Consider the following 27000-nt stretch of genomic DNA (forward strand, 5'->3'; position numbering starts at 1 on the left):
TGGCTGCTGCACTTCCCGAACCCATGGTATGCATGACGAATCCCCTGTTCCTGGCGTAATTTTGGAGTGCACCCGACGCAGGGTCCAACAGGGAATCAGCGACCAACTGAATGATTGGACCACCGGCTCTCGGCCTTCCTGGCGTCGATCCGGTGTCCCCCAACGACACTGGGGTGGGCCTGCGCCGCGTGCTTCCTCAGTAGACCTCTGCCGCAAAGGATCTGAAAGCAGGACGGTGGCAGATCCAAGGGGGAAGTTTCGGATTTTCACCACAGCGCTTTCGACATGGAGCTTTCCATATTCCACGCATCCGGTTAGCAAAGGGAACGATATGTCCAATGGATCTACCCTCCCGCGGCGCGCTCTGGGCCGCCAACTGCGAAAACTGCGGGAGCGAGCAGGTTTGACACAATCGGCGGCGTCCCGGGTCGCCGAGATATCACCGCAGTCCTACGGCCGCATCGAGGACGGGCGAGTAACCAAGGTGATGGACCTCGGCCTCAACGCCCTGGCCAACGTCTACAACGCCAGCGATTCCGAACGTCGACTCCTACTCGATCTCGCCCAGGAAATCCGGGCATCGAGCCCGTCCGGTAGCGGGTGGTGGCGAGCGTATGACGATGCGATCGCGAAGGGGTTCGACCATTACCTGGCTCTGGAAGAGGCAGCGAACTGGGTTACGTCTTGGCAGACAGCAGTAGTTCCGGGCCTGCTCCAAACGCGCGAATACCGCCGAGCTCTGACGTGGGCCACAGTTCCGGACAGCTCCCCCGACGAGACAGAACGCATCCTCGATGTAGTGATGCGCCGACAAGACCTCCTTCAGCGTGACGACTTCCGATTCGAAGCGCTACTGACAGAGGCCGTTCTCGGTTACGGCGTCGGTGGATCCGCAGTGATGGAGGGACAGATCAAGCACCTGATCGAGCGTTCTGAAGATTCCAGCGTAGAGATCCGCATCGTCCCCTCGGAACAGGACATTCCGTACGGGCTGAATGCAGGCAGTTTCGTCCTGTTCAGCTTCCCGCCTCTTCCCACGTCCAAGCTCCAGGAGCCCCCTGTCGCCTACATGGAGGGCCTGTCCGGCGGCCTATATATGGAGCGTGCGTCCGAGGTCGACAAATACTCACAAGAGGCTCAACGAATTCGCCATGTAGCGTTGTCCGCGTCGGCATCCAGGGACCTGATGCTGCAGGTAGCGAAGGAGCAATGATGATGGACCTGTCCGGCGCAAAGTGGTTCAAGAGCACGCGCAGCGGTGGAAAGCAGGACTGCGTCGAAGCCGCCCACCTCGACAGCGGCATGGTCGGCGTGCGCGACAGCAAGAACCCGAACGGACCCGCCCTGATCTTCACCCCCGGCGAATGGGACGCGTTCCTGCACGGCGCGAAGAACAGCGAGTTCGATCGCGCGTAACCCGGTAAACGCGAAGAGCCCCACCGAGGACAGGTTCCCCGGGTCGTCGCACTACCCGTGAAGTGGGGTTGCGGCGGCCCGTTTCGTTTGCCGAGAGCGCGACTCCGATCGGTGACCTTTCGAAGACCCGGTCCCGCTGTTCGCGAAAACCCGTATCCCGCGCGTCCCGGATAGTTACCATCACTGGACAAATTCCGGGGTGTGTACCGAATGCCTGCCGGGTGCCGGGTCGAGCGAGACTGCTCGGGAAGCGTGAGGATGCAATGGAGCGTCCCTTCGGGAAACTGCGTGGGACCAGGTCGCTGGTTCTGGGGGCGGTCGGTATCGTCGTCGCGGTCATGCTGCCGGGCAGCGCGGCGGCCGATCTGCAGTCCGATATCCAGAACGAGGTCCGCGAATTCCTCGATATCGGCCGTACGTCGGTGCCCCGCGCCGACTGCGGGCCGGGGTCGATGCCCGAACCCGGTCTGCAGGGCGATGTCCCGGCGGCCGACCGCGACAGCGGGCGCAGCACGCAGGGATACCGCTGCAATATGTCGATGGTCGGCCAGTTCGCCGGCCGCGGCGCCGGTATCACCTCCACCAGCTTCGAACACTGCGCCTATATGGGGACCTTCTTCCCCGGTAACCTGCTGCACCAGAACGGCGGGGTCCAGGTGCTCGACGTCTCGGATCCGGCGCATCCGCAACCGACGGCGACACTGAACGAACCTGCCATGGTGGCCGGCACCTGGGAGAGCCTCAAGGTCAACGCCGAGCGGAAACTGCTGGTGGGCACCGGGGTTCCGTTGCTGGTCGGCGCCGGATACCTGTCGGTCTACGATATCTCCGACTGCGCGCATCCACGGTTGCTCAATCCCGGGCCCGGCACGAACCTCGGTATGCCGCTGCCGATCACCACCCACGAAGGCGGCTTCTCCCCCGACGGCAACACCTACTGGGCCTCCGGGATCACCCCCGGATTCCTCAGCGCCGTCGACCTCACCGACCCGGCGAATCCACGGGTCGTCTGGCAGGGCCTGACCGGGCTCACGGCCCACGGTTTCGGGGTCAGTCCGGACGGCAACCGGCTGTACCTGTCGGCGCTGAGCGGGGTCACCGTTCTCGATATCAGCGCGGTTCAGCGGCGCGATCCGAATCCGCAGGTCCAGCACCTCGGACGGATGTTCTGGTCGGACGGCTGGGCCACCCAGCACAGCATCCCGGTCACCTATGACGGCACACCCTATGTCTACACGGTGGACGAGGGCGGTTCCGGCGGAGTGAAACTCATCGATATCTCCGACGACGCCGACCCCCGGGTGGTGACGAAGATCAAGTTGGAGATCAACCTTCCGCAGCACCTGGACAGCAATATCAGTTCGTCCATGGGCGGTTCGATCTTCGCCTACGAATCGCACTACTGCGCGGCCGATCGCCCGGTGGATCCGACAGCACTGGCCTGCGGCTGGATCTCGTCCGGCATCCGGGTGTTCGATATCCGCGATCCGCACGCCATCCGGGAGGTCGCCTACTTCAACCCGCCCGCACGTACCGGACGCAACCTCGAACTCGTCAATTCACCGCACGCGCTGGCCTCGCTGCTCGGCATCCCGGCGATGACAGCCCCGAGCGCGGCGCGCGCGGTCCTCGAAGGCCAGTTCGATCCCTCCCAGGCACTGAGCTCCCGTACCGGGAAACTCGCCTTCGGCGATATCTCCACCGACTGGTGCATGTCCCCACCGGAGTGGCGCGGCAACGAGCTGTTCGTCACCTGCTCGGATAACGGGTTCATGGTGCTGCACGTCGACGAATCGGTGTATTCGGCGCCCGCGGATCAGCGATCCACCGTGGGTTCGTGAGCAGCGGCGACCCTCGTGCGCGGAGCCCGGCACACCGGCCGTCCACTGTGCGAGGCCGTACACCACCTGTCCAGGTCACCCAGAACACCGCACCGCGTTACCGGGGCTCGTCCTGGTGCGCGCGTGCGCGTCTCACTACCCGGCGGCTGTCGCGCCCTCGCCGGGGCAACCCGGTCCAGTGGACAGATGAGCCCGGACGCACAGAGCGTCCGGGCTCGTCCGATTCGATCGACTACTCGTTCACAGGGGCGGGAATCCCGCCGATCCGGTGGCGATCCAGTTCCAGAAATCTCCGGCGCGCTGCACGATGAGCGCGGCGATGTCGAGCACGGTACTACCCATTCGAACTAATCCTCACTTCAGCTTGCACGTACGGCGGCCCAGAGTAGGCGTCCGGCGCCGGGTACGACAAACGGGCCGCGGCCGCATGTCCCTGCCAGGACATCCCGACGCCCCGTGACCTGAATCAATGACCGGATCGGGCGGTCGTCTGGCCTGCGCGTCGGCTATCTGTGACGCGGATCTCCAGGAAAAGGTGACAGGGTGTTGTCGCGGACGGCTGCGACTGTCGACAGCATGATGATCACCGACGAGGATGTCCTGGCCGAGACTCTGGATTTCAACGAGCGTTTCGCCGCTGATGCCGCGAAACGCCCCGCGCGCACGGGCACGCCGGACGCGATCCGGCTGGCCACTCTGCGCCGTAACCGGCTGGGTGGCGACACCCCGCCGGTGCGGCTGCCGCACGGCCGAGACCGTGTCATCACGGACGGCGTGCGGGTCCGGGTATTCGTCCCCGACCACGTCGACGGCGTATACCTGCACATCCACGGCGGAGGCTGGGCATTCGGGTCGGCCGACGGGCAGGACGCGCGGCTGTGGCGGCTCGCCGAGCAGGCACGGCTGGCAGTGGTCAGCGTGGAGTACCGCCTCGCACCGGACCATCCCTTCCCCGCGGGGCCCGACGACTGTGCCGCCGCCGCGCTATGGCTGGTGGAACGGGCCGAAGCCGAGTTCGGCACCCGGCGGCTGCTGATCGGTGGTGAATCGGCCGGCGCCCACCTGAGTGTCGTGACACTGCTACGCCTTCGCGATCGGCACGGCATCCTCGGCGCGTTCGGCGCGGCCAACCTTCTCTTCGGTCCCTACGACCTGTCGATGACGCCGAGCCAACGATTGTTCGGATCACGACGGCTGCTGAGCAATACGGACTCACTGCGGGGCAGTTATGCGCTGTTCACCCCGGCGATGGGCGCGGAGCAGCGGCGCGACCCCGCGGTCTCCCCGCTGTTCGCCGACCTGTCCGGGCTCCCGCCCGCCCGGATCGTCGTCGGCACCGAGGACCCGCTGTTGGACGACTCGCTGTTCCTGGCGCAGCGGTGGCAGGCCGCGGGCGCGGCGGTGCAACTCGGTGTCGTCGCCGGTGCGATGCACGGCTTCACCCTGTTTCCGCTGACCGTCACCGAGCGGGAACTGCGGCGCGAGCGGGACTTCCTGGCTACCACGGGCGAGCGGGACCTACGGCCGCCACGGGAAGGTAGCGTCGGGGCGTGAACCGCACTGCTCGGCTCTATGCGCTGGTGGAAGAGTTGCGGGCGGCCGCGCCGCGCTCGCTGACGGTCGCGGCGCTCGCGGCACGATTCGAGGTGAATCCACGCACTGTGCAGCGTGACCTCCAGGCGCTCATGGAGACCGGCGTCCCGGTACGCGCCACAGCCGGGCGCGGCGGGGGCTGGTCGATCGACCCGGAGATGACCCTGCGCCCGATTCGGTTCAGCGCCGCGGAAGCCTCGGCACTTGCCATCGCTCTCGCCGCCGCCGACGCGGCCACCCCGTACGCCGGCGCTGCCCGCACGGCGGCCCAGAAGATCGCGGCGTCGATGACCGGCCCCGCCGCGGTGGCGGCACAGCAACTCGCCGCACAGCTCGTTTCGCTGCCGCCTGCCACCGACACCGTGGTCCGCGGCGCGGTGGAGCAATCCCTGGGCACCAACACGGTCCTGCGCCTGTCCTACATCGACGCCGCCGGGCGGGAAAGCGACCGCACCGTGGAACCGGCCGGCCTGCTCACCGCCGACGGCCGGTGGTACCTCATCGCCTGGTGTCGCGAGCGACGAGCCGGCCGCGGCTTCCGCCTGGACCGGATCACTGCCGCTACGCCGACCGGGGAGCCGGCTCGGCCGCATGACCTGGCCGAACTACTGCGCGGTTCGGCCGCGGCCGGCGCGGTGCAGCCGGCCACGCTGGCTGCACTGACGCGCCCGCCCACGAAACGGAAGGCACCGCCCCGGGAAGCTTCCGGTCCTACCAGTCGGCCCGCTGGCGCGGCCACTCGCGACCACTGACGGCGAGCGTGGCCGGATCGGTGGTGAGCGTATCGCCGTCACCGGACTCCCGTTCGGGATTCGCGGCGGCCGTGGAGCGCACCTCGAGTTCGGCCACACCGACCAGTACGACCAGACCCACGACCACCAACGCCACGGTCGTGAGCAGCGGAGTCAGCAGTTCCACCGGCGCGACCCCCTCCGGCACGCTGGTCATATCGTGGTCGCCGTGGTGGGCGCTCATCGCGGCCATTCCCGTGTAGTGCATACCGCACACCGCGACGCCCATGATCAGCGCCGCGCCGATGGTATTGGCCCAGCCCTTCACATGCAGCATGAACCACAGCGCCGCCGTCGCGGCGACCACCGCGATCAGCAGGGACAGCAGGACCAGCCCGGTACCGTATTCCATGGACACACCGCTGTTCATCGCGGCCATACCCAGGTAGTGCATTGCCGCCACGCCGATTCCGGTGATCGACCCGCCCAGTGGAAGGGCGATCGCCTCCCGATGCCCGCGCACCGCGATCGCCAGCCCGATCAGCACGACGACGATGGCGATCGCCGCGCTGAGCAGGGTCAGCGGCATGTCGTAGCGGATGGTCGCGCCGCCGATGGAGAAGCCGAGCATCGCGGTGAAGTGCATGACCCAGATGCCCGCGCCGCCCAGCGCGACGGCCGCCGCGACCAGCCAGCCGCCGGCCTGCTCGGACGACCGCGCGCGCACCGCGCACCGCAGGCCCAACACCGACCCGATGAACGACATGAGGTAGGCGAGGACTGGTGTCACCCACCCATTGCTGAAGTGCTCGAGCTGCACGTGTAACTCCGCTGTACTAGTCGATTTCCGAAACAAGACCGGATGAACAATAGTTCGGCACGGCCCGAGGGGGCCTGCAGAGTAAAAATTTCACCTCAGGTCGATGGATATCCGCCACTTGATGTCACAACTGAGCTACGGACGGAATGTCCGGGGTCAGCTCAGCAGGTACGCCGGAGTGGCAGGCGGCGTGACGTTGTAGACGAAGTTTCGCCGCAGCTGATGATACGGCTCGCCCTCGTCGAAGAAATTCCGGCGCATCTGCGCCAACTCCTCCGCCCGATACTCCGCCAGCGGTTTGGCGGCCTCATCGGCCGCACGCAGCTGTTTCTTGGCGGTCAAGCGGTTCTCCAGTTCCGGCGAATCCGCCAGCAGCGCCGCCTCGTGCCGCACCCAGGCGCCGAACGCGTGCGTATCCCCCGGGCCGACGCGATCCACCAAACCCGAGTCCGCGGCCGATCGCGCGCCGACGGGCATGGTCTCCCGGGTGAGCCGGGCGGCCTCGGCGGCGCCGACTCGCTTCGGCAGTGAATACGTCCAGTACTCCGACCCGTACAAACCCATCAACCGGTAGTGCGGGTTGAGCACCGCCGACTCCCGGCACCACACCTCGTCGGCGGCCAGTGCCAGCATCACGCCGCCGGCCGCGGCGTTACCGGGCAACGCCGAGATCACGAGTCGGTCGGTTGTCGTGAGAATCGCCTCGACCAGGTCGTTCATCGCCGTGATGTTGTGCCAGGATTCCTGCGCCGGATCGTCGGCCGACTCGATGACGTTGAGATGGATGCCGTTGGAGAAGAAGTCCCGGTCCGGGCCCAGCACTATCGCCCTGATCGGCCGTGCGCAGGCCTGCCGGTACGCCGCGAGCAAGCGCCGACACTGCCGGGTGCTCATCGCGCCGCCGGCGAAGGAGAACTCGAGGTACCCCACCGAACCCAGTTCGCGGTAGCGCAGTTCCGACCAAGTGTCGCGCACAGCGGCGTCGGCCGGGGTGACCGCGACCTCCGGCGTGCCCGTGGGCAGGTCGGCGCCGAGAGCGTCGACGGCAGGACGCTTGAACGTCGCGGGCCCGCCGGGAATCCGGCGCGGCCGCAACTGCGGCAACCAGACCGCGCCGTCGACCGTGGCCCGGCAGATCGCGCCGTCGCGGGTGGCGATCACCGCGCCGGGGGCGCCGCGCAACCGGTCCTCGTTGTGGCCGCCGTGCACGAAGTACTCACGGCCGTACAGCTCGTCCAGCACACCCGGCTGGGAATCGGCGGCACGCAGCTTGCGCAACACGTCCGCGGTGGTCTCCGTCGACCAGTCGATCCGGCGATATTCCTGGGAATGGTAGGGCCGCAACCGGCCTCGCACATCCGGGCGGCCGTAGTCCAGCGGCTCGGGCACGAAATCGCCGGCGGCGAACCGCTCGACCGCCAGCAACACCGCCGCGACGGCCGCGTCCGACACCTCGTTGCGGTAGAGCTCGCTCTTTCCGCAGTCCGCCACCGGGAAAGAGTGCGAGGCCCAGATCGGCCCGGCGTCCATTTCCTCGACGGCCTGCAGGACGGTGACACCCCACTCGCGCGCGCCCTCGCTGATCGCCCAGTCGAGCGAGGAGGGCCCGCGATCACCCTTCGGTCCGGGATGCACGATCAGAACCGTGTGCTCGGTCCAGATGTCTTCCGGGATGGCCGTAGTGAGCATCGGCGCGACGATGAGGTCGGGGCGGAAACGGGCCACCCGGGCCCGCAGCAGATCCTCCCCGAGCGCCAGCTCGACCGCCACCTCGTGCCCGCGATAGCGCAGTTCGGTGTGAACGCGCTGGGTGAGACTGTTGAAAGCGCTGGCGACCAGCAGGACACGCACGTTTTTCCTCCATCGACGGGGACTGATCCGCTCATTCCCCAGATATGGTCTCGACTCGACAAAGCTAGTCGTACGACGGTCCGGCCGCAGCCCGGGCCCCCACGGACCACCCAGTGCCCGAACGGAATCGCGTCCCGGCGGGGTGCGCGGGATCGCCGTCGACGACCCGCTACGCGATATGCAACCCGAATCCGGTGGCCCCCGAAGTCTCGCGCCCGGGCTCGAGACGGAGGCCGCGGTCGTAGTCGCCGCCCGCTTGCCGCCGATATCGGATCGGCTCGTCTTTCTCGAGCGACGACAGCCGCTCGCGCAACTCCCCGGCGATCCGCGCGAACCCCTCGTCGTCGATTCGGATCGTGCCGTGTACGACGAAAGGCGCGAGCACGTCCATCCCGGGGTAGTACAGGATCCCGTGGTGGATGGGGAACAGCAGATCCTCGATCGGCCCGTTGATCCCGCGATCGGAATAGGCGGGTTCCCGTCCGCCGACGGAGACCACGAGCATGGCCCGCCGCCCGGCCAGCGTGCCGTCGCCGTAGCGCGGGATGGCGGTCCCGCCTGCCCCATAGGCGAATCCGCAGGTGAACACACGATCCACCCAGCCCTTGAGAATGGCGGGCATGGAAAACCACCAGAGCGGAAAATGCAGGAGCACGGTATCGGCCCAGAGCAGTTTCTCCTGCTCGGCCCGGATGTCGGCACCGAGCGTCCCGTTCTCGAACGCCTCCCCCGAAGCCAGCATGAAGTTGGTCTCGGCGACCGAGCCGAAATCGGCGGCGTCGGCGTGCGCCTTCCAGCCCATGGCGTAGAGGTCGCTCACCCGGACCTCGTGCCCGTCCGACCGCAACTGTTCGACTGCCACATCCTTCAAGGTCCCGGTCAGCGAATCGGGCTCCGGGTGTGCGTACACGATCAAAACCTTCACGCACCGGGCAACATCCGTTTCGGTGGTGAACATTCCTGGCGACCGGGCCGCAACCACCCGCCGCAGGCCCGGGGCCGACGATGAACCTTGCCCGGGCGCGCCGCCCGCACCGTTGGCAGTTGATTTCGCCGCGAACGCGCGCAGTCCCCGACCGTTCGGTCGGGGACTGCGCGCGGGGGCTACGGTCGCTTACGACTCGTTCTTGCCCGCCAGTGCCTTGGCCTCACGGCGGCGGCGGTGCAGGATCGGCTCGGTATAACCGTTGGGCTGCGCGGTGCCCTCGAGGATCAGGTCCTTAGCGGCCTGGAACGCCACACTGCCCGCGAAATCCGGCGCCATCGGACGGTAACCGGGGTCACCGGCGTTCTGCCGGTCCACCACCGGCGCCATCCGCTCCAGGCTCGCCACCACCTGGTCGGTGGTGACCACGCCGTGGCGCAGCCAGTTGGCCATCAGCTGACTGGAGATCCGCAGGGTGGCGCGATCCTCCATCAGGCCGATATCGGAGATATCGGGCACTTTGGAGCATCCGACGCCGTGGTCGATCCAGCGCACCACATAGCCGAGGATGGACTGCGAGTTGTTGTCCAGCTCCTGCTGTTTCTCGGACTCGGTCCAGTTCGGATCGGCGGCCAGCGGGATCTGCAGGATATCGTCGACGCTCGCGCGTGCCCCGCCCTTGGCGATCTCGGCTTGCCTTTTGAACACGTCCACCAGGTGGTAATGGGTGGCGTGCAGGGTGGCTGCCGTCGGGGACGGCACCCAGGCGGTGGTGGCGCCGGCCTTCGGGTGCCCGATCTTCTGCTCCAGCATCCCGGCCATCAGATCCGGCATGGCCCACATACCCTTGCCGATCTGGGCCTTGCCGGGCAGCCCGGCGGCGATACCGGTGTCGACGTTCCAGTCCTCGTAGGCCGAGATCCAGCGCTGGGTCTTCATCTCCGCCTTGCGGATCATCGGGCCCGCCTCCATGGAGGTGTGGATCTCGTCGCCCGTGCGGTCCAGGAAGCCGGTGTTGATGAACACCACCCGGTCGGCGGCCGCGTTGATGCAGGCCTTCAGGTTGACGGTGGTGCGGCGCTCCTCGTCCATGATGCCGACCTTGAGGGTGTTGCGCGGCAGCTCGAGCACGTCTTCGACGGCGGCGAAGAGGTCATCGGTGAAGGCCACCTCGTCGGGTCCGTGCATCTTCGGCTTCACGATGTACACCGAACCGGTGCGGCTGTTCGTCAGCGCCACATCGTCGCGCAGTGAGTGCTTGGCGATGAGCGAGGTGATGATGCCGTCCAGGATGCCCTCGGGCACCTCGTTGCCCTCGGGGTCGAGGATCGCGTCGCTGGTCATCAAATGACCGACATTGCGCACGAACAGCAGCGACCGACCGTGCAGCACCACATCCGAGCCGTCGAGCCCGGTGTAGACCCGATCGGGGTTCATGGTGCGGGTGAAGGTCTTGCCGTTCTTGGTGACCTCCTCGGCGAGGTCGCCCTTCATCAGGCCCAGCCAGTTGCGGTAGCAGAGGGTCTTGTCCTCGGCGTCCACCGCTGCCACGGAGTCTTCGAAGTCCATGATGGTGGTGACCGCGGACTCGATGACCACGTCTTTCACACCCGCGTTATCGGTGCTGCCGATCGGCGACTCCGGGTCGATCTGGATCTCGATGTGCAGGCCGTTGTTCTTCAGCAGGATCGACCGGGGCGCGGCCGGGTCGCCGAGGTACCCGACCAGCTGGCCGGCGTCGGCCAGTCCGATGGTGGTGCCGTCCTCCAGGCCGACCTCGAGCTCGCCGTCCACGATCGCGTACGACGTCGAGCCGATGTGCGAGCCGGTGATCAGGGTGACCGAGTCGTCGAGGAAGTTGCGGGCCCATTCGATGACCTTGTCACCGCGAACCTTGTTGTAGCCGCTGCCCTTCTCCGCGCCACCGGTCTCCGGAATCGCGTCGGTGCCGTAGAGCGCGTCGTAGAGCGAGCCCCAGCGCGCGTTGGCGGCGTTGACGGCGAATCGGGCATTGCTCACCGGAACCACCAGCTGCGGACCGGCGGTACTGCTGATCTCGTCGTCGACGCCGCCGGTGCCGATGGCGAAATCGGCCGGCTCGGGCTGCAGGTAGCCGATCTCGACCAGGAGCTGCTTGTACGCGGCCTTGTCGTAGTTCGCGCCCGGGTTTTCGCTGTGCCAGGCGTCCAGTTTGCCCTGGATTTCGTCGCGTTCGGCGAGCAGAGCCCGGTTCCGCGGGGCGAACTCGGTGATGATCCGCTCGGCGCCGGCCCAGAACGCGGCGGAATCGATGCCGGAGCCGGGGAGGGCCTCGTTCTCTACGAAGTCGTGAAGAACGGTGGCAACCTCGAGCCCGCCGACCTTTTTCCGCTCTGTCATTACTTGCCTCACTTCCGCGAATGCCGGGTGAAAAGTCGACACTTATGTTACCGACCGGTAGCGCTGCTCCGATCGCCGGGTGAGCACGTCGGCAGAGGCTGCCTTCCAGGCCCGGACTCTACTCCGGGCCGCCGGCCGTGACCCGGACGCGGGAAGGCCCGGGCGCCGCGTTTCACGCCGTTCGGCCGGGGCACCGCGCACGGACGATCCCGCTCTGTGCAGGCGCCCGCACCGGTGCCCGAAATAAATGGGCCGACAGGTGTTACTGCGCTGTGCCACCATGTATTCCACCCGGTCTGCCGACACGGCAGGTCTACGACACAGAGAAAGGAGGAGTGGTCTTGTATCCAGTCGCACCGGCCGATAGCACCCGGTCGATCGCCGGATCCGCGCGGTACGCCGAGATGCGGTCCCGGCCGATGGCCGGCTACGGCGATCCGTCGCGACAGCCGAAACCCGCCGCCGGCGAACTCGTGATCGACCGGCTCCTCCCGCGGCGGCGCTGACCGTCCGCACTCTTCGTTCCTGTTGTAGTCCCGGGTGACCGGGCCGTCGAAACCTGGTGATCCCCATGCCGATACCCGCTGCCGCCACCGCGGCGACGCTCACTCCGGACAATTGGATACACACCCGCGTACTGGTACTCAACGCCAGTTTCGAAGCGCTGGCAGAGATCCCGGCCGATCGCGCGGTGGTGCTGCTGACCACCGGGATCGCCGAGTCCGTAGTGGTTCGCCGGCCCTACTTCCCGATCCGGTCGCAGCACACCGAGATCATGCTGCCGGAAACGATCCGGCTGGTCCGCTACCGGTACCTGGCCCGTATCTCCGTACGCAACCCGGGCGCCCGGACCACCCACGCCGCGGTCCTGCGGCGCGACGGCAACCGGTGCGGATACTGCGGCGACCGCGCGCACACCGTCGACCACATCCGCCCGCGCAGCCGGGGCGGGCCCAACACCTGGGAGAACCTGATCGCCTGCTGCGCGACCTGCAACACCGGTAAAGCGGACCGCACCCCGGACGAGGCGGGTATGCGGTTGCTCTGGGAACCCCGGGCACCCGATCCGCTGGCCCGCGTACAGCGGCGGGTATGGAGACAACTCGCCGCCACACCCTGAGGCGATCCGCGAAAGGAGGGATCGATATGACCGTCGAGATTCTGGCAGATCTGCTGCCCCTGTCCGACAGCCGCGAATGGCAGCGCGCCGCATGCCGCGGCGACTCGAACCACGAGGCGTGGTTCCCGTACCCGTCCCAGGATTTCGCGTACGCGCGCGAAGTGTGCGGACGCTGCCCGATCCGGCCCGAGTGCCGCGCCTTCGCCGAGCGGACCGGCCAGTCCGGGGTCTGGGGCGGGCACGAGTTCGACCGGGGCACGATGGTCCGGGAATAGCCGGCCGGAAACCGGGCCCGACCGCGGTGGGGCCGCGTGCCGAACGCGGCCCCACAGTCGTGACCGTGGTGCGTCACAGCGGGGCTCCGGTACCTAGACTGACTGCCCGTGGGTACCCATCGCAGCACCGGCACTTCCCGGAGAATCAGCAAGGGACCGGTGATCGCGGCGGGTGTCGTGGTGGTACTGGTCGTCGTCGTTTTCGGATGGTCCAGACTGGGCGCGGATCCGGTGGATCCGACGGCCTCCGGTTCGGGATCCTGCGTGGAGGGTGCGGCCATCCTCGATGTCACGGCCGATCCGGAGATCGCCGATCCCGTCCGCACCATCGCGGCACGCTACAACGAGACCCATCCGGTGGTCCGCGACCATTGCGCAAAGGTCGTCGTCACCGAACGTCCGTCGGCGGATATGGTCGCCGCGTTCACCTCGAACGCCACCTGGAATCCGGTGCTCGGCCCCCGGCCCGCATTGTGGATCCCGATTTCCCACCGCAATATCGAGTCCATGCGGGTCCCCGGCCTCATCGAGGGCAGTCCGCAATCCATCGCGTCCAGTCCGATCGTGCTCGCGGTCCCGGAGATACTGCGGCACGCACTGGGCGCCACCCAGACCTCCTGGGCGGATCTGCCACGGCTGCAACAGGGTTCGCTGGAGCAGATCGGACTCCCCGGCTGGGACGGATTGAAACTCGCGCTGCCGCCGGGAGATACCACGCTCGCCGTCGCCGCCGCGGTCGCGGGCGCGGTTTCCGGCACCGATCCACTGACCGAAGAGGCGGCGACGTCCGGTCAAGCGATCTCCGCGGTGTCGGGCCTGGCCGCGGCCGCGCCCGAGGCCGTCGATATCTCGGCGGCGTTGACGACACTGTCCGCCGCGGCCCCGGCCGAAGCCTCGGTGCACGCGGTACCGGTCACTCAGCGGTTGCTCGCGGCGAACGGTAACGCGACGTTCTACATCCCCGTCGGAGCCGCCCCGGTGGCCGACTATCCGGCCGCGCTCATGGCCGGCCCCTGGGTCGACAAAACACAGAACCTGATCGCCGGCCTGTTCGCCGACTACCTGCGCAAGCCCGAACAGCAGCGCGATCTCGTCGCAGCCGGGTTCGCCGCGCCGCCTGCCGACGCCGTGGCGGCACCCCCGCGGGCCGCGCTGGATCGACTCGGAAAAGCCCTCGCCCACCCGGTGCTGGGAGTGCACGCCACCGCACTCCTCGACGTCTCGGCCTCGATGAGCACCACCGAGGGTGATCTCACCCGACTGGCCAATACCGTCGGTGCGCTGGCCTCCACCCTCAATGTGATGCCGCCCGACTTCGGTCTGGGGATCTGGACGTTCGGCAAGAACGTGAGCGGGGACAACCCCTACGAAGTCATCGCCGACACCGCCCGCCTCGACGACCGGCAGCGCGACACCCTGATGGGTTCGCTGGGTTCTATCCGGGCGACCTCCAGCACCACCGACGAATGCTATCCGGCGCTGCTCGCCGCGTACCGGAACGCGGTCGACTCCTACGCTGCCGACCGCACCAACTCGATCCTGCTCGTCACCGACGGACCCGAGGACGGTTCCGCGCTCAGCGGCGAGGAACTGCTGTCCGCGATCGAGGACGCGGGTGATCCGGCGACCCCGATCCGGGTGGATGTCATCGTGGTCGGTGGTGCGGGCGCCGATACGCTGCGCACCCTGAGCGAACGCACCGGCGGCACCTACAAGGTCCTGCCGAGCAGCAACGACCTCGAGTTCGGCACCGCGATGGTCGGCGCGCTCACCACACCCTGAGCAGCGCTCATCCGGACCGCCCGCCCGGGGTCGCCGCCAGCGGTAGCGGGTTCTGGGGCGGCCGGTCCGGCCGTAATCCCAGCACCGGTTGCAGGGCGAAGACCTGTCCCGCCAGGGACCATCGACCGGTTCGCACGAGCTCCTCCGCTGAACGAAATGCACGAAAGCATGACGGCCGTCACGTATCAGTCCATCATTCTGCACAGGGCGTGGTGGCGGGTTCACCTCGCCCATGTACTACGACTCAGGAGGAGGTCGGGTCATGACAGACCGGACTCGAACGCGGCGGGATCGCACCCATTGGCTCTACCTGGCGGTCATCGTCGCCGTGCTGGCGGGAATATTGATCGGATGGCTGGCGCCGGGCACCGGCCGGGCGCTGGCGCCGTTGGGCACGATGTTCGTCGACCTGATCAAAATGATGATCGGGCCGGTGATCTTCTGCACGATCGTGCTCGGCATCGGTTCGGTGCGCGCGGCCACCACCGTGGGCAAGGTCGGTGGTCTGGCCATCGGGTACTTCCTGGTGATGTCGACGGTGGCCCTGGGGATCGGTCTGCTGGTGGGCAATCTGCTCGACCCGGGCACCGGGATGAACATCGCGGACTCGGCGGGCCAGGGCGTGCATTACGCGGAAGAGGCGCACGGCGCCGGCGGAACCGTGGAATTCCTCCACGGCATCATCCCCACGACATTGGTCTCCGCGCTCACCGCGGGCAGCGTGCTGCAGGCGTTGTTCGTCGCGCTGCTGGTGGGCTTCGCGGTGCAGGCCATGGGCTCGGCCGGTGAGCCGATCCTGCGCGGTGTCGCGCTGATCCAGAAACTGGTATTCCGGATTCTGGCGATGATCCTCTGGCTGGCTCCGATCGGGGCGTTCGGCGCGATGGCCAATGTGGTCGGCCGGACCGGGCTGGACGCCGTGGTCCAATTGGCCACCCTGATGGTCGCGTTCTACCTGACCTGCCTGCTGTTCGTTTTCGGGGTTCTCGGTGTGCTGGTGCGGATCGTTTCGCGGGTGTCGATCTTCAAACTGTGCCGGTACCTCGCACGCGAGTACCTGCTCATCGTGGCGACCTCGTCATCGGAATCGGCCCTGCCGCGACTCATCGCGAAGATGGAGCACATCGGGGTCCAGCGCACCACCGTGGGTGTGGTCGTGCCGACCGGCTATTCGTTCAACCTGGACGGCACCGCCATCTACCTGACCATGGCGTCGATATTCATCGCCGACGCGATGGGGCAGCCGCTGAGCCTGGGTGAACAGTTCGGCCTGCTGGTGTTCATGATCGTGGCCTCCAAGGGTGCGGCCGGTGTCACCGGCGCCGGGCTGGCCACGCTGGCGGGCGGGTTGCAGAGTCACCGGCCCGAACTGCTCGACGGTGTCGGATTGATCGTCGGCATCGACCGCTTCATGTCCGAGGCCCGTGCGCTCACCAACTTCTCCGGCAATGCGGTCGCCACCCTGCTGATCGGGACCTGGACCAGGACAATCGATTCCGAGCAGGTGCGTGCGGTCCTGGACCGGAAGCTGCCGTTCGACGAGCAGACGATGGTGGACGACCACGAAACGGGCCCCGCCGAAGAGACCGGCACGCAGGTTCTCGTCTCGGCCTGAAATCGCCCGGTGACTCCGCCGAGCCCGGATACCGGCCCCGGCCGTGTTCCGTTTCTCCGGAACCGGACCACGGCCGGGGCGCGCGCTCAGCCTTTCGGCGGTCGGGCATTTCGCCACGACCCTCGGGCGTCACTCGGCGTATGCCTCCAGGGGAGGACAGGAGCAGACCAGGTTGCGGTCTCCGAACGCACCGTCGATGCGGCGGACCGCCGGCCACACCTTCGCACGGGCATGCGCGAGTCCGCGCGGGTACACCGCGACCTCCCGGCTGTACGGGTGATCCCATTCGCGGACCACGCTCATCGCGGTGTGCGGCGCGTTGCGCAGCGGATTGTCCTCGGCCGGCCATACACCGGCGCCGACCTGATCGATCTCGCGCCGGATGGCGATCATGGCCTCGACGAAATCGTCGAGCTCGGCCAGATTCTCACTCTCGGTCGGTTCGACCATCAACGTGCCCGGCACCGGAAAACTCATGGTGGGCGCGTGGAACCCGTAGTCCGCGAGGCGTTTTGCGACATCGTCCACGGTGACACCGGTGCGCTTGGTGAGCTCGCGCAGATCCAGGATGCATTCGTGGGCGACCATATCGTTGTCGCCGGTGTACAGCACCGGGTAGTGCTCGCCGAGACGGCGCGCCAGATAGTTGGCCGAGGCGATCGCGGTGAGGGTGGCCCGGCGCAGGCCCTCGGCGCCCATCATCCGGATGTAGGCCCAGGTGATCGGCAGAATCGATGCCGACCCGTAGTGCGCCGCCGAGACCGCGTGCGAATCGGCGACCAGCGGGTCACCGGGCAGGTACGGGGTCAGATGGGACCGGACCGCGACCGGACCGACTCCCGGACCGCCGCCACCGTGCGGAATGCAGAAGGTCTTGTGCAGGTTCAGATGACTGACATCGCCGCCGAATCGACCCGGCCGGGCCAGCCCGACCAGCGCGTTCAGATTCGCGCCGTCGACATACACCTGACCGCCGGCATCGTGCACCAGCGCACAGAGGTCGGCGATCTCCTGCTCGTACACACCGTGCGTCGACGGGTAGGTGATCATGATGCAGGCCAGTCGTTCGGCGTGGTCGGCGATCTTGGCCCGTAGGTCGTCCAGATCCACATCGCCGTTGGCCCGGCATTTCACGACCTCGACCCGCAACCCGGCCATCGCCGCGGACGCGGCGTTGGTTCCGTGGGCGCTGGAGGGGATGAGGCAGGTGTCGCGGCGGGTGTCGCCGCGGTCCAGGTGGTAGCGGCGGATCGCCAGCAGACCCGCGTACTCGCCCTGGCTGCCGGCGTTCGGCTGCAGGCTCACCGCGTCGTATCCGGTGATCTCGGCCAGCCAGCGCTCCAGATCATCGATCACTCGCCGCAGACCAGGCGTATCGGCGATCGGCGCGTACGGGTGCAGACGCGCGAAGCCCGGCCAGGTGATCGGTTCCATCTCGGCGGTGGCGTTGAGCTTCATCGTGCACGAGCCGAGCGGAATCATACTGCGGTCCAAGGCGATGTCCTTGTCCGACAGCGCTCGCAGGTAGCGCAGCATCGCCGTTTCGGTGTGGTGGCGGGTGAATGCGGGATGGGTCAGGAATTCCGAAGTCCGGTTCGCGATCCCCGTTCCGGCCGGCTCGGCGGGCGCGCGACCGAAGGCGTCGAGCACCACCGCCACGTGGTCCGCTGTGGTGGCCTCGTCACAGGCCACGGCCACCTGGTCGGCATCGACCTGGCGCAGGTTGACACCCCGCGCGGCGGCCTTGGCCACCACCGTCTCGGCCTGCCCGGGCACTCGGGCCAGCACCGTGTCGAAGTAGGTGTCGTGCACCAGGTCCTCGCCCAGCGCCGCCGCCAGTGTCGCGGCGTGCCCGTGGACCCGGCGCGCTATCGCCCGTAATCCGTCCGCGCCGTGGTAGCAGGCGTACATCCCGGCGACAATGGCCAGCAGCACCTGGGCAGTGCAGATGTTCGAGGTCGCCTTCTCCCGCCGAATATGCTGCTCACGGGTCTGCAGCGCCAATCGATAGGCGAGCGAGCCGTCGGCGTCCTTCGAGACCCCCACCAACCGGCCCGGCAGCTGCCGGGCGTAATCGGCGCGCACTGCCAGGTACCCGGCATGCGGACCGCCGAACCCCATCGGCACCCCGAATCGCTGGGTCGTGCCGAAACAGACATCCGCGCCCTGCTCACCCGGCGGGGCGATCAGCGTGAGTGCCAGCAGATCCGCACCGGCGGCCACCAGCGCGCCGCGGTCGTGCGCCTGCGCGATCGTCACGGACCAATCCACGATCCGGCCGGAAGCGCCCGGCACCTGCACCAGGACACCGAAGAACTCGCCGTCGGGGAGACCGTCTCCGACCAGGTCGGCCTCGACGATCTCGATGCCGAGGGGTTCGGCACGGGTAGCCAGTACGGTGCGGGTCTGCGGGAAGAGGTCGCGGTCGACGACCAGCCGGGAACCACCACGGCGGTTGACCCGGCGCAGCAGCGTCATCGCCTCGGCGGCCGCGGTGGCCTCGTCCAGCATGGAGGCGTTGGCGACATCCATGGCGGTCAGATCGGTCACCATGGTCTGGAAGTTCAGCAGCGCCTCGAGCCGGCCCTGGCTGATCTCCGGCTGGTACGGCGTGTACGCGGTGTACCAGGCCGGGTTCTCCAGCAGATTGCGCACCAGTACCGGTGGGGTCAGCGTGTCGTAATAGCCGAGTCCGATCATGGAGGTGGCGACTTTATCGGCGGCCGCGAGCTCGGCCAGTTCGGCGAGCACCTCGTGTTCGCTACCCGGCGCCGGCAGCCCGGCCAGCGGGTCGGTATCCCGGATGCCGACCGGCAACGCCGCGGCGGCCAGCTCATCGGCCGAATCGACGCCGATCGCGGCGAGGATTCGCGCGAACTCCCGGTCATCGGGTCCGATATGACGATCTGCGAAGGTCTGGGTCACGACGGCTCCCTGGTACGGGCGGCCGACCGGCGCGGTCGGCGCAGGGCCCTCCCCCTCTGTCGCGGGCGCCTGAGAGCTTCGGCGCCCGGAACGGATCCCGGGCGCCTTTCACCTTGGGCGGGCGGCCCGGAGCCACCACTTTCCAGAGGCGCCGGTTCCCGCACGGTCCTGGGGCCTGAGAGATTGACGGGGAGGTGCTGCTCCTTCGGCGCCCGGATCCGGCCTGGATCCGGGACTCTCCCGCACGGCTACGACGCCCGGTCATTCTAGCCCGGGCAACGGGCACGACCCGCAGTCACCCGCACTGTGTCGTTGCCCTCACCTCGACCCCGCCGGTATCGCCGGCGAACCGCCTACCCTGTTTTGCGGGTCAACCGCGCCTTACGACGATAGGATAATTCGTCCTCGGGCCGTTCGCTGGCTTCCGAGGCGCGTTCGGCGGGAAATGCGGCGATGGCCCCGGTGAGTTCACGCATGGCACTGTTCACCGCGATCCCGAATACTCCCTGGCCGCCCTGCAGCAAATCGACGACTTCTTCCGGTGAGGTGCACTCGTATACCGACGTGCCGTCGGAGAACAGGGTGATATTCGCCAGATCCTGAACCCCGCGACTACGCAGGTGATCGACGGCGATCCGGATGTTCTGCAGCGAAATACCGGCATCGAGGAGCCGTTTGACGATCTTCAGGACCAGGATGTCCTTGAACGAATACAGCCGCTGACTTCCGGAACCCGCCGCCCCGCGAATAGAGGGGACCACGAGACTCGTCCGCGCCCAGTAGTCCAGCTGCCGGTAACTGATCCCCGCGACCTGACACGCCGTCGGCACCCGGTATCCGACCATATCGTCGGGGACCGAATCGTCGGGGAACAATCCGGGTTGTATTTCGTAGCGCCGAGGCGGGCCCACTTCCGATCGCATATCCCGCATATTCTCTGCCACTGAACTACTCCCTTGCTCCGCCGATCAGTGCCCATAGCCGGCGGCCCGGCGTCGACTATGAGGCTACTCTTCCCATTCTCTCGGCCGCAGCAGTGCCGAACCAAATGCGACGCGCGGTAACAGTCTCGACCTGTAGTTGAGGTCTAGAAAATAATGCCGAAACTCAACTATCGGTCGCTTTGAAATCGTCGGGCGATACCGACTCGAGGAACTCCTTGAATTTTTCGACTTCGTCCTCGCGTTCGTCGGGCATCACCAGACCGGCTTCCTCGAGCACCGATTCCGCCGCGTAGATCGGGCAGCCGACGCGCAGGGCGATGGCCACCGAATCGGACGGCCGGGCCGAGATCCGCACCTCGTTCTCGAAGACCAGATCGGCGTAGAAGGTGCCTTCTTTCAGATCCACGATATGAACCTCCTCGAGGGTGTGCCCGAGATCGGCGATCAAGATCTTGATCAGATCGTGGGTGAGGGGCCGGATCGGCGTGACCCCCTCCTGTTCGAGCACGATGGCCGTGGCCTCCGCCTGCCCTATCCAGATGGGCAGGTACCGCTCACCCTCCGCCTCCCGCAGCAGCAGGACGGGCTGATTCTGTGGCTGCTCGACCCGGATGCCGATCACGCGCATTTCGCTCATCGCACTGCCTCCCATACTCCCCGGCCGCCCGCCCTCGCCGATGCAGGGCTCGCCGTACCACGAGTCTAGGCGAACTTCGCGCGGCGCCGCGATCGCTGGCGAACACCGGAATCGGTGTGTTGCCACCGGCGTACCCGCCGGTGGCTCGACCGCAGGTCAGACTGGATGCGGCCGCCAGCGGCCGGAATGGGCCGGGCGGATCATCCGCCCAGCGAGTTGCGCACCGAGGCCTTCACCAGGCTGGCGTGCAGGGTCAGCGACAGTGCGGCAAGTTCGCGCACCGTCTCTTCGGCACGGGCCCGAGCCCCCGCGTCGCGGCTCTTGGCGATCGGCGCCGCGATCTGCGCGACCAGAGCCGCCTCCCGGTCGGCGGCGAGTTTGAACGCGCGCAGATGCCGCGCCTCCAAACCGAATTCGGCCATCGCCTTAGCGGTGGCCGCCAGGGTCACCGCGTCGGCGTCGAAGAAACCGGCCGGACCCGGTGTGATCAAATTCGCCCGGATGAGGTCGTTGAGGAATGTCTCCTCGATACCGGCCTGCTCCAGCAGATCCGCACGGGTCACCCGGATCTCGTGATCGAACTCGAAATCGTCCGGGGTGATCCGGCCCGGGGGTACCCCCAGCCGCCGCGGTGGGCGCTGTGACGTATCAGCGGCGTCTTCGGGCACCGGCTGCCCCGCATCCGGACGGGCGGTCCGCGCCCGGGCACGGGCTTCGCGCACCCCGAGCGTCGCGGCTCCGCTGTCGATCGCCTCGAGTTGTTCCTTGATCACCTTCAAGGGCAGGTACTGGTCACGCTGCGCCGTGAGTACGAAACGCAGCCGTTCGCAATCCGCGACCGAGAACCGCCGGTAGCCCGACGGCGTCCGCTCGGGACGGATCAGCCCCTCCGCTTCCAGGAAGCGGATCTTGGAGATGGTGATATCCGGAAAATCCGGTCGCAGCAGATCGAGCACGGAGCCGATCGACATCCCTCCGTGCGCCCACTGCTGCGCCGCGCCTGTCATGACTTGGAGTCTTTCATGCCGAAGCGCCGATCACCCGGACCGGCGCACCGATCATCAGCTGTTCACAAACTTCCCGCACCCGCCGCCGAACCGGCTTCCTGAGTCCGCGGACCGGTGAGGAACACCAGCCGGAACTTACCGATCTGTACCTCGTCCCCGTTCTGGAGCTCCGAGGAATCCACCGGCTCCCGGTTGACGTAGGTGCCGTTCAGGCTGCCCACGTCGACGACCTGGAAGGAATCCTCGTCCTGCCGGAACTCGGCGTGACGACGGCTGACGGTGACATCATCGAGAAAGATATCGCTGTCGGGATGACGACCGGCGGAGGTGGTGGGCTGGTCCAGCAGAAAGCGTGAGCCCGCGTTCGGACCACGTTTGACGACCAGCAGTGCCGCCCCGACCGGAAGACCCTCGACACCCTGCACCGGCTGTTCACCGGTCGGCTCGCCGGAGCGCGATGCGTCGACCTCGTTCAGGAAATCCGCGCGGAAGACCGACGTCGTCTCGGCCGCGGTCTCCCCGTAACCCGGGTCTTTGTTCTCGCTCACCGTTTCTCTCCTCCTCGAACCTCATAAACCATGCAGGCAGATGCCGCGATAAGACGTGGCTGGGCGGCCCCGACTCCGGGCGGCACATCCGTTGGCATTGACCGTACCCTGCCGGGCCGTGCCCGTGCAGGTAGAACCGGGAAGGCTGGATCAGCCCCCGATAACTCCTTGATAACCCGCGGCATCGAGCAGTTCCGCGACACTCGAGTCCAGTGCGGACGCGTCGTCCACCTCGAGTTCGAACAACCACCCGTCACCGTAGGGATCGGTATTCAGCGTTTCCGGCTTCGCCTCCAATTCCTGGTTCACCGCAGCGACTTTCGCGCTCAGTGGAGCGTAGATATCGGAAACGCTCTTCGTCGATTCGACCTCGGCGATGCTGTCTCCGGCGGCGACCTCGGCGCCGGTCTCCGGCAACTGCACGAACACGACGTCACCGAGTTGCGACTGCGCGAAATCGGTGATCCCTACCCGGACCCGGGTGGGCTCGATCCGACGCACCCATTCATGTTCCGCGGTGTATCGCAGATCCTCCGGAGCCCGGTTCACGTGGTGTCCTTTCCTCGTGTCGTCGTGCACGATGCACGCAACTCTATGCGAGCCCGCCGCCATCCGCCGCGTCGGTATGGCGGCCCGGTGTCCCACCTCCTCCGGCCGGGGCCGACGGCACCGTCCGCGCCACGGCGATCGCACGGCCCAGGTAGAGCAGACCCGTCCACACATACACGGCTGTACCCCAGATCAGTAGTGCCCCGCCGAAGGCACGACCGAAACCGTCTCCGGCCCAGTCCATCTGCCCGGCCAGCAGCCACGGCAGCGCCGACATGAGCGCGAAGGTGGCCGCCTTGCCCAGGTAGATGACCTCGGGCGGGTCGAGCCCGCGGCGCCGGTAGATCGGCAGCGTCAGGGTCAGCACCAGATCGCGGCCGATCAGCAGAGCCGCCACCCACCAGGGAACGAGGCCACGGGCGACGAACCCGATCAGGGTGGTCACCAGGAAGAGCCGATCGACGAGGGGGTCCAGCAAGGCGCCGAGCCGCGACGACTGGTCCAGCAGACGGGCCAGTTTGCCGTCCAGGAAATCGGTCACGCCGCTGAGGATCAGCAGCGTGAACGCCCAGCCGTCGGCGTGTTCGACCAGTAGGAGCCACAGGAAGACCGGTATGCCGATCAACCGCAGCACGCTCAGGACGTTGGGCACGGTGAACAGGCGGTCCGACAACACCTGTCCGACCACACCGCGGGGATCCCGGTCCGCGGCCCCGGTATCGGATGCGCCGGTTCCCGAATCACTCATCACATGGCAGTGCTTACCGTATGGCGACCCACCTGCGCCAGCACACCCCGCGCATTATTCGATGAGTGAATGAGTATGAAACCATCTCATCATCGACTCGGGTGAGAGGAAGATCATGTCAGAGTTCGACTACGACGTCGTGGTCGTCGGATCGGGTTTCGGCGGAAGTGTCAGCGCGCTGCGGCTGACCGAAAAGGGATATCGCGTCGCGGTGCTCGAGGCCGGGCGGCGCTGGGACGCCGCGGATCTGCCCCGTACCAACTGGAATCTGCGCAAATCCATCTGGGCGCCGAAACTCGGCTGCACCGGACCGCAGCGGATCAGCGTGCTCGGCGGGTGCGCGGTGTTCTCCGGGGCCGGCGTGGGTGGGGGCTCACTCATCTACGGCAACACGCTCTACGAGCCGCTCACCGATTTCTACACCGACCGACAATGGGCGCATATCACCGACTGGCGGGCCGAACTCGCCCCGTACTACGACCAGGCGCGACGCATGCTCGGGGTCTCGACCAACCCCCGGACGACGCCGGCCGATGAGGTGATCCGCGACGTCGCCGCCGATATGGACGTCGCCGAGACCTTCCATCCGACGGAGGTCGGAGTCTTCTTCAACGAGGACGACCCCGGCGCCGAAGTCGCCGATCCGTACTTCGGCGGAGCCGGGCCGCGCCGCCAGGGCTGCGTGCACTGCGCCCGCTGCCTGACGGGCTGCCCGCACAACGCCAAGAACACCACCACCACCACCAACTACCTCTATCTCGCCGAACAGGCGGGCGCCACGGTGCACCCGCTCACGGCCGCCACCGCCGTGCGGCCGTTGCCGGAGGGCGGATACGCCGTCGACACCGAACGCCCGGACCGCTGGATCCGCACAGGCAAACGCACGTTCACCGCCGGACAGGTCGTCTTCGCGGGCGCGGCACTGGGCACCCAGCGACTGCTGCACCGCATGCGCGATCGGGGCGTCCTGCCGCGGATCTCCCCGCGACTGGGTGAACTCACCCGCAGCAACTCGGAGGCGATCCTCGCGGTGGTGAGCCGATCCCGGCGGGATTTCGCCGACGGTATCGCCATCACCTCCTCGATACATCCCGAGGCGAACACGCATATCGAGGTCTGCCACTACGGAAAGGGGCAGAACGCGCTGTTCCCCCTGTCGGCGCCGGTGATCGACGGCGGAGCGTTCCGGGCGCTGCGCTTCCTGCTCGCGGCGGCCCGGCACCCGGTGGTGTTCCTGCGCAGTTTCAACGCCCGGCACGCCTCGGAGCGATCGGTGATCCTGCTGGTGATGCAATCGCTGGACAACTCGCTCGCCTCGTTCCTGCACCGCGGCCGGCTGCGAACCGAACAGGGCACGGGTGAACCGAACCCGACCTGGATACCGTTGGCACACGAGGTGGGACGGCGGTTCGCGGCGAAGATCGACGGGGACACCCACGGCCTCTACACCGATGTTCTCGACATCCCCGCCACCGCGCACTACATCGGCGGCTGCGTCATCGGCGACCGCCCGGAGGCCGGCGTCATCGACCCCTATCAGCGCGTCTACGGGTATCCGGGGCTGCATATCGCCGACGGCTCCGCGGTGACCGCCAATCTCGGGGTGAACCCCTCGCTGACCATCACCGCACAGGCCGAGCGCGCCATGGCCTTCTGGCCCAACAAGGGTCAGGAGGACACCCGCCCGGGGCTCGGCACGCCGTATCAACTGATCGCCCCGGTCGCGCCCGCGCATCCGGTGGTCCCGGCCGCGGCGGTGGGGGCGCTGCGGCTGCCGATCACCCCGGCCCGGACCCGCACGTGACGAGAGCGCTCGGGCCCTGCCCGCGGCGTGGCGGGTTCGCGGCCCACTCCGTTCGGTGACGCGGGTGTCGGTACCGTTGCGAGGTGTCGAAGAGTCGTATCACGCTGCGGTCGTACACCCCCGCCGAAGAGGTGCTCGCCCGCGGTGCGGCCGTACGCGACCGGGTGCCGCGCACAGCCCGTGACCGCGCCGCCGGCGCCGCGGACCGGCCATCGGTGGTGGAGTTCGTCGAGGCCTCCAACCACGGCCGGATCGAGGATCTGATCCCGCTGCGCATCGGCCGGATGATCGCGTCACCGTTCGCGTTCTACCGGGGCGCCGCGGGTCTGATGGCCATCGATCTGGCGAGCAGCCCGGATACCGGCTTCACGGCACAGCTCTGCGGAGACGCCCACGCCGGCAATTTCGGGCTGTACGGCACCTCGCGCGGCGAAATCGTCATGGACATCAATGATTTCGACGAAACCGTCCGCGGCCCGTGGGAATGGGATCTGGAGCGGCTCGCGACCAGTCTGGTACTCGCGGGCCGGGTCGGCGGAGCGGATGAGGACGACTGCCGCACCGCCGCGCGAGACGCCGCCCGCAGCTACCGCCGCGCCGCGGCGGTGATGGCGGAGCGCCCCTTCCTGCAGACCTGGTCCGCGCTCGCCGACGAGTCGGTCCTCGACCGGGTCGAAGCCGACGATCTGCTGGACAACTACAAGAAAGCGGCCAAGAAGGCCCGGAAGAACAACAGCGACAAGGTCGTGCAGAAGTGGACCCATATCGACGATCACGAGACCGGTATCGATAGTCACCGTTTCGTCAGTGATCCCCCCGTGCTCACCACGGTGACACAGGCGGTCGAGGACGCGGCGATCGACGCCCTCGAGCGCTACGGCGCGACGCTGCGCGAATCGCGGCGGGGACTGCTGTCCCGATTCGCGGTGGCCGATATCGCCTTCCGCATCGTCGGCACCGGCAGCGTCGGACTGCACAGCTACGTCGCGCTGCTACACGGCAATTCCGGGGAGGTGCTGGTGCTGCAGCTCAAGCAGGCCGCGCCCTCCTCGCTGGCGCCCGTGCTGGGGGTCCCCCCGCCCGAACACGAGGGTGAGCGAATAGTGCAGGGCGCCAGGCTGGTTCAGACCGAGACCGATATCCTGCTCGGCTGGACCACCATGTCGGTCCCCGCGCCCGGCGGTGGCAGCCGGGAACTGCCGTTCATCGTCCGCCAGTTCCGCAATCTCAAGGGCGCGATCGCACCCGAGGAATTGGCGCCGCACGATCTCGACGACTACGGCCGCCTGGCCGGCGCGCTGCTGGCCCGCGCTCATGCACGCTCGCTCGATCCACGGCTGATCAGCGGCTATCTGGGTGATGACGCGGACTTCGACCGGGCGATCGCCGATTTCGCGGTGCGCTACGCCGACCGCACCGAGGCCGACCACGACGAACTCGTCGCCGCGGTTCGCGCCGGAAAACTTCCGGCGCAGGAACCGGACCGGTAG

The 27000-nt window shown here is 67.5% G+C and carries 24 protein-coding genes and 2 riboswitches; of the genes, 12 read left to right on the plus strand and 12 right to left on the minus strand.

The features are described 5' to 3' along the window. The first annotated feature begins 331 nt into the window (after positions 1-331). The 5 genes from OG804_RS07655 to OG804_RS07675 all read left to right on the plus strand — a co-directional run bounded on the left by OG804_RS07655 (position 332) and on the right by OG804_RS07675 (position 5602). Positions 332-1213: a helix-turn-helix domain-containing protein gene (locus OG804_RS07655; protein WP_328395323.1), complete on the plus strand. Its 882-nt coding sequence runs from the start codon at positions 332-334 to the stop codon at positions 1211-1213. Further along, complete coding sequence (locus tag OG804_RS07660) at positions 1210-1416, plus strand: DUF397 domain-containing protein (protein ID WP_328395325.1); 207 nt, start codon at positions 1210-1212, stop codon at positions 1414-1416. Before OG804_RS07655 ends, OG804_RS07660 begins: the two co-directional genes overlap by 4 nt. A 263-nt stretch (positions 1417-1679) precedes the next feature. Continuing rightward, positions 1680-3257, plus strand: coding sequence for an LVIVD repeat-containing protein (locus OG804_RS07665; protein WP_328395327.1), 1578 nt, complete (start codon positions 1680-1682; stop codon positions 3255-3257). A 576-nt stretch (positions 3258-3833) separates the two neighbouring features. After that, positions 3834-4811, plus strand: a complete 978-nt coding sequence (locus OG804_RS07670) for an alpha/beta hydrolase (protein ID WP_328395329.1) — start codon at positions 3834-3836, stop codon at positions 4809-4811. Continuing rightward, positions 4808-5602 carry a helix-turn-helix transcriptional regulator gene (locus tag OG804_RS07675; RefSeq protein ID WP_328395331.1) on the plus strand — a complete coding sequence of 265 codons (795 nt, stop codon included), beginning with the start codon at positions 4808-4810 and terminating at the stop codon, positions 5600-5602. Before OG804_RS07670 ends, OG804_RS07675 begins: the two co-directional genes overlap by 4 nt. On the opposite strand, the gene OG804_RS07680 is transcribed toward OG804_RS07675, so the two are convergent. The 4 genes from OG804_RS07680 to OG804_RS07695 all read right to left on the minus strand — a co-directional run bounded on the left by OG804_RS07680 (position 5562) and on the right by OG804_RS07695 (position 11556). Next, positions 5562-6401, minus strand: coding sequence for an MHYT domain-containing protein (locus tag OG804_RS07680; protein ID WP_328395333.1), 840 nt, complete (start codon positions 6399-6401; stop codon positions 5562-5564). The genes OG804_RS07675 and OG804_RS07680 overlap by 41 nt on opposite strands. Positions 6402-6557: 156 nt before the next feature. Next, positions 6558-8252 (minus strand): hydrogenase maturation protein, encoded by a 1695-nt coding sequence (locus tag OG804_RS07685; protein ID WP_328395335.1) that lies wholly within the window; start codon positions 8250-8252, stop codon positions 6558-6560. Positions 8253-8421: 169 nt separating this feature from the next. Continuing rightward, positions 8422-9177 carry an NAD(P)H-dependent oxidoreductase gene (locus tag OG804_RS07690; protein ID WP_328395337.1) on the minus strand — a complete coding sequence of 252 codons (756 nt, stop codon included), beginning with the start codon at positions 9175-9177 and terminating at the stop codon, positions 8422-8424. A 189-nt stretch (positions 9178-9366) separates the two neighbouring features. Beyond that, complete coding sequence (locus OG804_RS07695) at positions 9367-11556, minus strand: malate synthase G (protein WP_328395339.1); 2190 nt, start codon at positions 11554-11556, stop codon at positions 9367-9369. Positions 11557-11897: 341 nt separating this feature from the next. Here OG804_RS07695 and OG804_RS07700 point away from each other — a divergent pair, with 341 nt between their 5' ends. From OG804_RS07700 to OG804_RS07715, 4 genes are all read left to right on the plus strand, one after another. Then, positions 11898-12062, plus strand: a complete 165-nt coding sequence (locus OG804_RS07700) for a hypothetical protein (protein ID WP_328395341.1) — start codon at positions 11898-11900, stop codon at positions 12060-12062. A gap of 65 nt (positions 12063-12127) precedes the next feature. Beyond that, positions 12128-12676 (plus strand): HNH endonuclease, encoded by a 549-nt coding sequence (locus OG804_RS07705; protein WP_328395343.1) that lies wholly within the window; start codon positions 12128-12130, stop codon positions 12674-12676. Between the two features lie 26 nt (positions 12677-12702). Further along, the gene (locus OG804_RS07710; RefSeq protein ID WP_328395345.1) at positions 12703-12951 is read left to right on the plus strand and encodes a WhiB family transcriptional regulator; all 249 of its coding nucleotides are present in this window, start codon (positions 12703-12705) and stop codon (positions 12949-12951) included. A gap of 108 nt (positions 12952-13059) precedes the next feature. Further along, positions 13060-14733: a VWA domain-containing protein gene (locus OG804_RS07715; RefSeq protein WP_328395347.1), complete on the plus strand. Its 1674-nt coding sequence runs from the start codon at positions 13060-13062 to the stop codon at positions 14731-14733. Between the two features lie 7 nt (positions 14734-14740). Here OG804_RS07715 and OG804_RS07720 read toward each other — a convergent pair whose 3' ends face one another. Beyond that, positions 14741-14869, minus strand: coding sequence for a hypothetical protein (locus OG804_RS07720; RefSeq protein WP_328395349.1), 129 nt, complete (start codon positions 14867-14869; stop codon positions 14741-14743). A 126-nt stretch (positions 14870-14995) separates the two neighbouring features. Between OG804_RS07720 and OG804_RS07725 the strand changes: the two genes are divergently transcribed. Then, entirely contained in the window at positions 14996-16348 is a 1353-nt protein-coding gene (locus tag OG804_RS07725) for a cation:dicarboxylate symporter family transporter (protein ID WP_328395351.1), read from the plus strand. 129 nt (positions 16349-16477) lie between these two features. Here OG804_RS07725 and gcvP read toward each other — a convergent pair whose 3' ends face one another. From gcvP to OG804_RS07760, 7 genes are all read right to left on the minus strand, one after another. Then, a complete protein-coding gene (gcvP, locus tag OG804_RS07730; protein WP_328395353.1) occupies positions 16478-19273 on the minus strand; it encodes an aminomethyl-transferring glycine dehydrogenase in 2796 nt (931 codons plus the stop codon). Between the two features lie 53 nt (positions 19274-19326). Beyond that, a riboswitch (glycine riboswitch) is annotated at positions 19327-19422 on the minus strand. Between the two features lie 4 nt (positions 19423-19426). Then, a riboswitch (glycine riboswitch) is annotated at positions 19427-19526 on the minus strand. A gap of 100 nt (positions 19527-19626) precedes the next feature. After that, positions 19627-20205 carry a MerR family transcriptional regulator gene (locus tag OG804_RS07735; protein ID WP_442941861.1) on the minus strand — a complete coding sequence of 193 codons (579 nt, stop codon included), beginning with the start codon at positions 20203-20205 and terminating at the stop codon, positions 19627-19629. 175 nt (positions 20206-20380) lie between these two features. Further along, positions 20381-20854, minus strand: coding sequence for a bifunctional nuclease family protein (locus OG804_RS07740; RefSeq protein WP_328395357.1), 474 nt, complete (start codon positions 20852-20854; stop codon positions 20381-20383). A 200-nt stretch (positions 20855-21054) separates the two neighbouring features. Then, the gene (gene ftsR / locus OG804_RS07745) at positions 21055-21861 is read right to left on the minus strand and encodes a transcriptional regulator FtsR (RefSeq protein ID WP_328395359.1); all 807 of its coding nucleotides are present in this window, start codon (positions 21859-21861) and stop codon (positions 21055-21057) included. A gap of 62 nt (positions 21862-21923) precedes the next feature. Next, positions 21924-22409: an oxoglutarate dehydrogenase inhibitor Odhl gene (gene odhI / locus OG804_RS07750; RefSeq protein WP_030520553.1), complete on the minus strand. Its 486-nt coding sequence runs from the start codon at positions 22407-22409 to the stop codon at positions 21924-21926. A gap of 150 nt (positions 22410-22559) precedes the next feature. Beyond that, the gene (gene gcvH, locus OG804_RS07755) at positions 22560-22958 is read right to left on the minus strand and encodes a glycine cleavage system protein GcvH (protein ID WP_328395361.1); all 399 of its coding nucleotides are present in this window, start codon (positions 22956-22958) and stop codon (positions 22560-22562) included. 43 nt (positions 22959-23001) lie between these two features. After that, positions 23002-23706: a CDP-alcohol phosphatidyltransferase family protein gene (locus tag OG804_RS07760; RefSeq protein WP_328395363.1), complete on the minus strand. Its 705-nt coding sequence runs from the start codon at positions 23704-23706 to the stop codon at positions 23002-23004. 115 nt (positions 23707-23821) lie between these two features. On the opposite strand from OG804_RS07760, the gene OG804_RS07765 reads away from it, so the two are divergent. Both OG804_RS07765 and OG804_RS07770 read left to right on the plus strand, forming a co-directional pair. After that, complete coding sequence (locus OG804_RS07765) at positions 23822-25510, plus strand: GMC family oxidoreductase (protein WP_328395365.1); 1689 nt, start codon at positions 23822-23824, stop codon at positions 25508-25510. 83 nt (positions 25511-25593) lie between these two features. After that, positions 25594-27000: a DUF2252 domain-containing protein gene (locus OG804_RS07770; protein WP_328395367.1), complete on the plus strand. Its 1407-nt coding sequence runs from the start codon at positions 25594-25596 to the stop codon at positions 26998-27000.

Origin of the sequence: Nocardia sp. NBC_00416 (genome assembly GCF_036032445.1) — a bacterium.
Lineage (GTDB): Bacteria > Actinomycetota > Actinomycetes > Mycobacteriales > Mycobacteriaceae > Nocardia.

Coding starts and splice junctions, on each gene's coding strand:
- OG804_RS07655 (WP_328395323.1), top strand. CDS start 332: ATGTCCAATGGATCTACCCTCCCGCGGCGCGCTCTGGGCCGCCAACTG.
- OG804_RS07660 (WP_328395325.1), top strand. CDS start 1,210: ATGATGATGGACCTGTCCGGCGCAAAGTGGTTCAAGAGCACGCGCAGC.
- OG804_RS07665 (WP_328395327.1), top strand. CDS start 1,680: ATGGAGCGTCCCTTCGGGAAACTGCGTGGGACCAGGTCGCTGGTTCTG.
- OG804_RS07670 (WP_328395329.1), top strand. CDS start 3,834: ATGATGATCACCGACGAGGATGTCCTGGCCGAGACTCTGGATTTCAAC.
- OG804_RS07695 (WP_328395339.1), bottom strand. CDS start 11,556: ATGACAGAGCGGAAAAAGGTCGGCGGGCTCGAGGTTGCCACCGTTCTT.
- OG804_RS07705 (WP_328395343.1), top strand. CDS start 12,128: ATGCCGATACCCGCTGCCGCCACCGCGGCGACGCTCACTCCGGACAAT.
- OG804_RS07710 (WP_328395345.1), top strand. CDS start 12,703: ATGACCGTCGAGATTCTGGCAGATCTGCTGCCCCTGTCCGACAGCCGC.
- OG804_RS07725 (WP_328395351.1), top strand. CDS start 14,996: ATGACAGACCGGACTCGAACGCGGCGGGATCGCACCCATTGGCTCTAC.
- OG804_RS07735 (WP_442941861.1), bottom strand. CDS start 20,205: ATGCGGGATATGCGATCGGAAGTGGGCCCGCCTCGGCGCTACGAAATA.
- OG804_RS07740 (WP_328395357.1), bottom strand. CDS start 20,854: ATGAGCGAAATGCGCGTGATCGGCATCCGGGTCGAGCAGCCACAGAAT.
- ftsR (WP_328395359.1), bottom strand. CDS start 21,861: ATGACAGGCGCGGCGCAGCAGTGGGCGCACGGAGGGATGTCGATCGGC.
- OG804_RS07760 (WP_328395363.1), bottom strand. CDS start 23,706: ATGAGTGATTCGGGAACCGGCGCATCCGATACCGGGGCCGCGGACCGG.
- OG804_RS07765 (WP_328395365.1), top strand. CDS start 23,822: ATGTCAGAGTTCGACTACGACGTCGTGGTCGTCGGATCGGGTTTCGGC.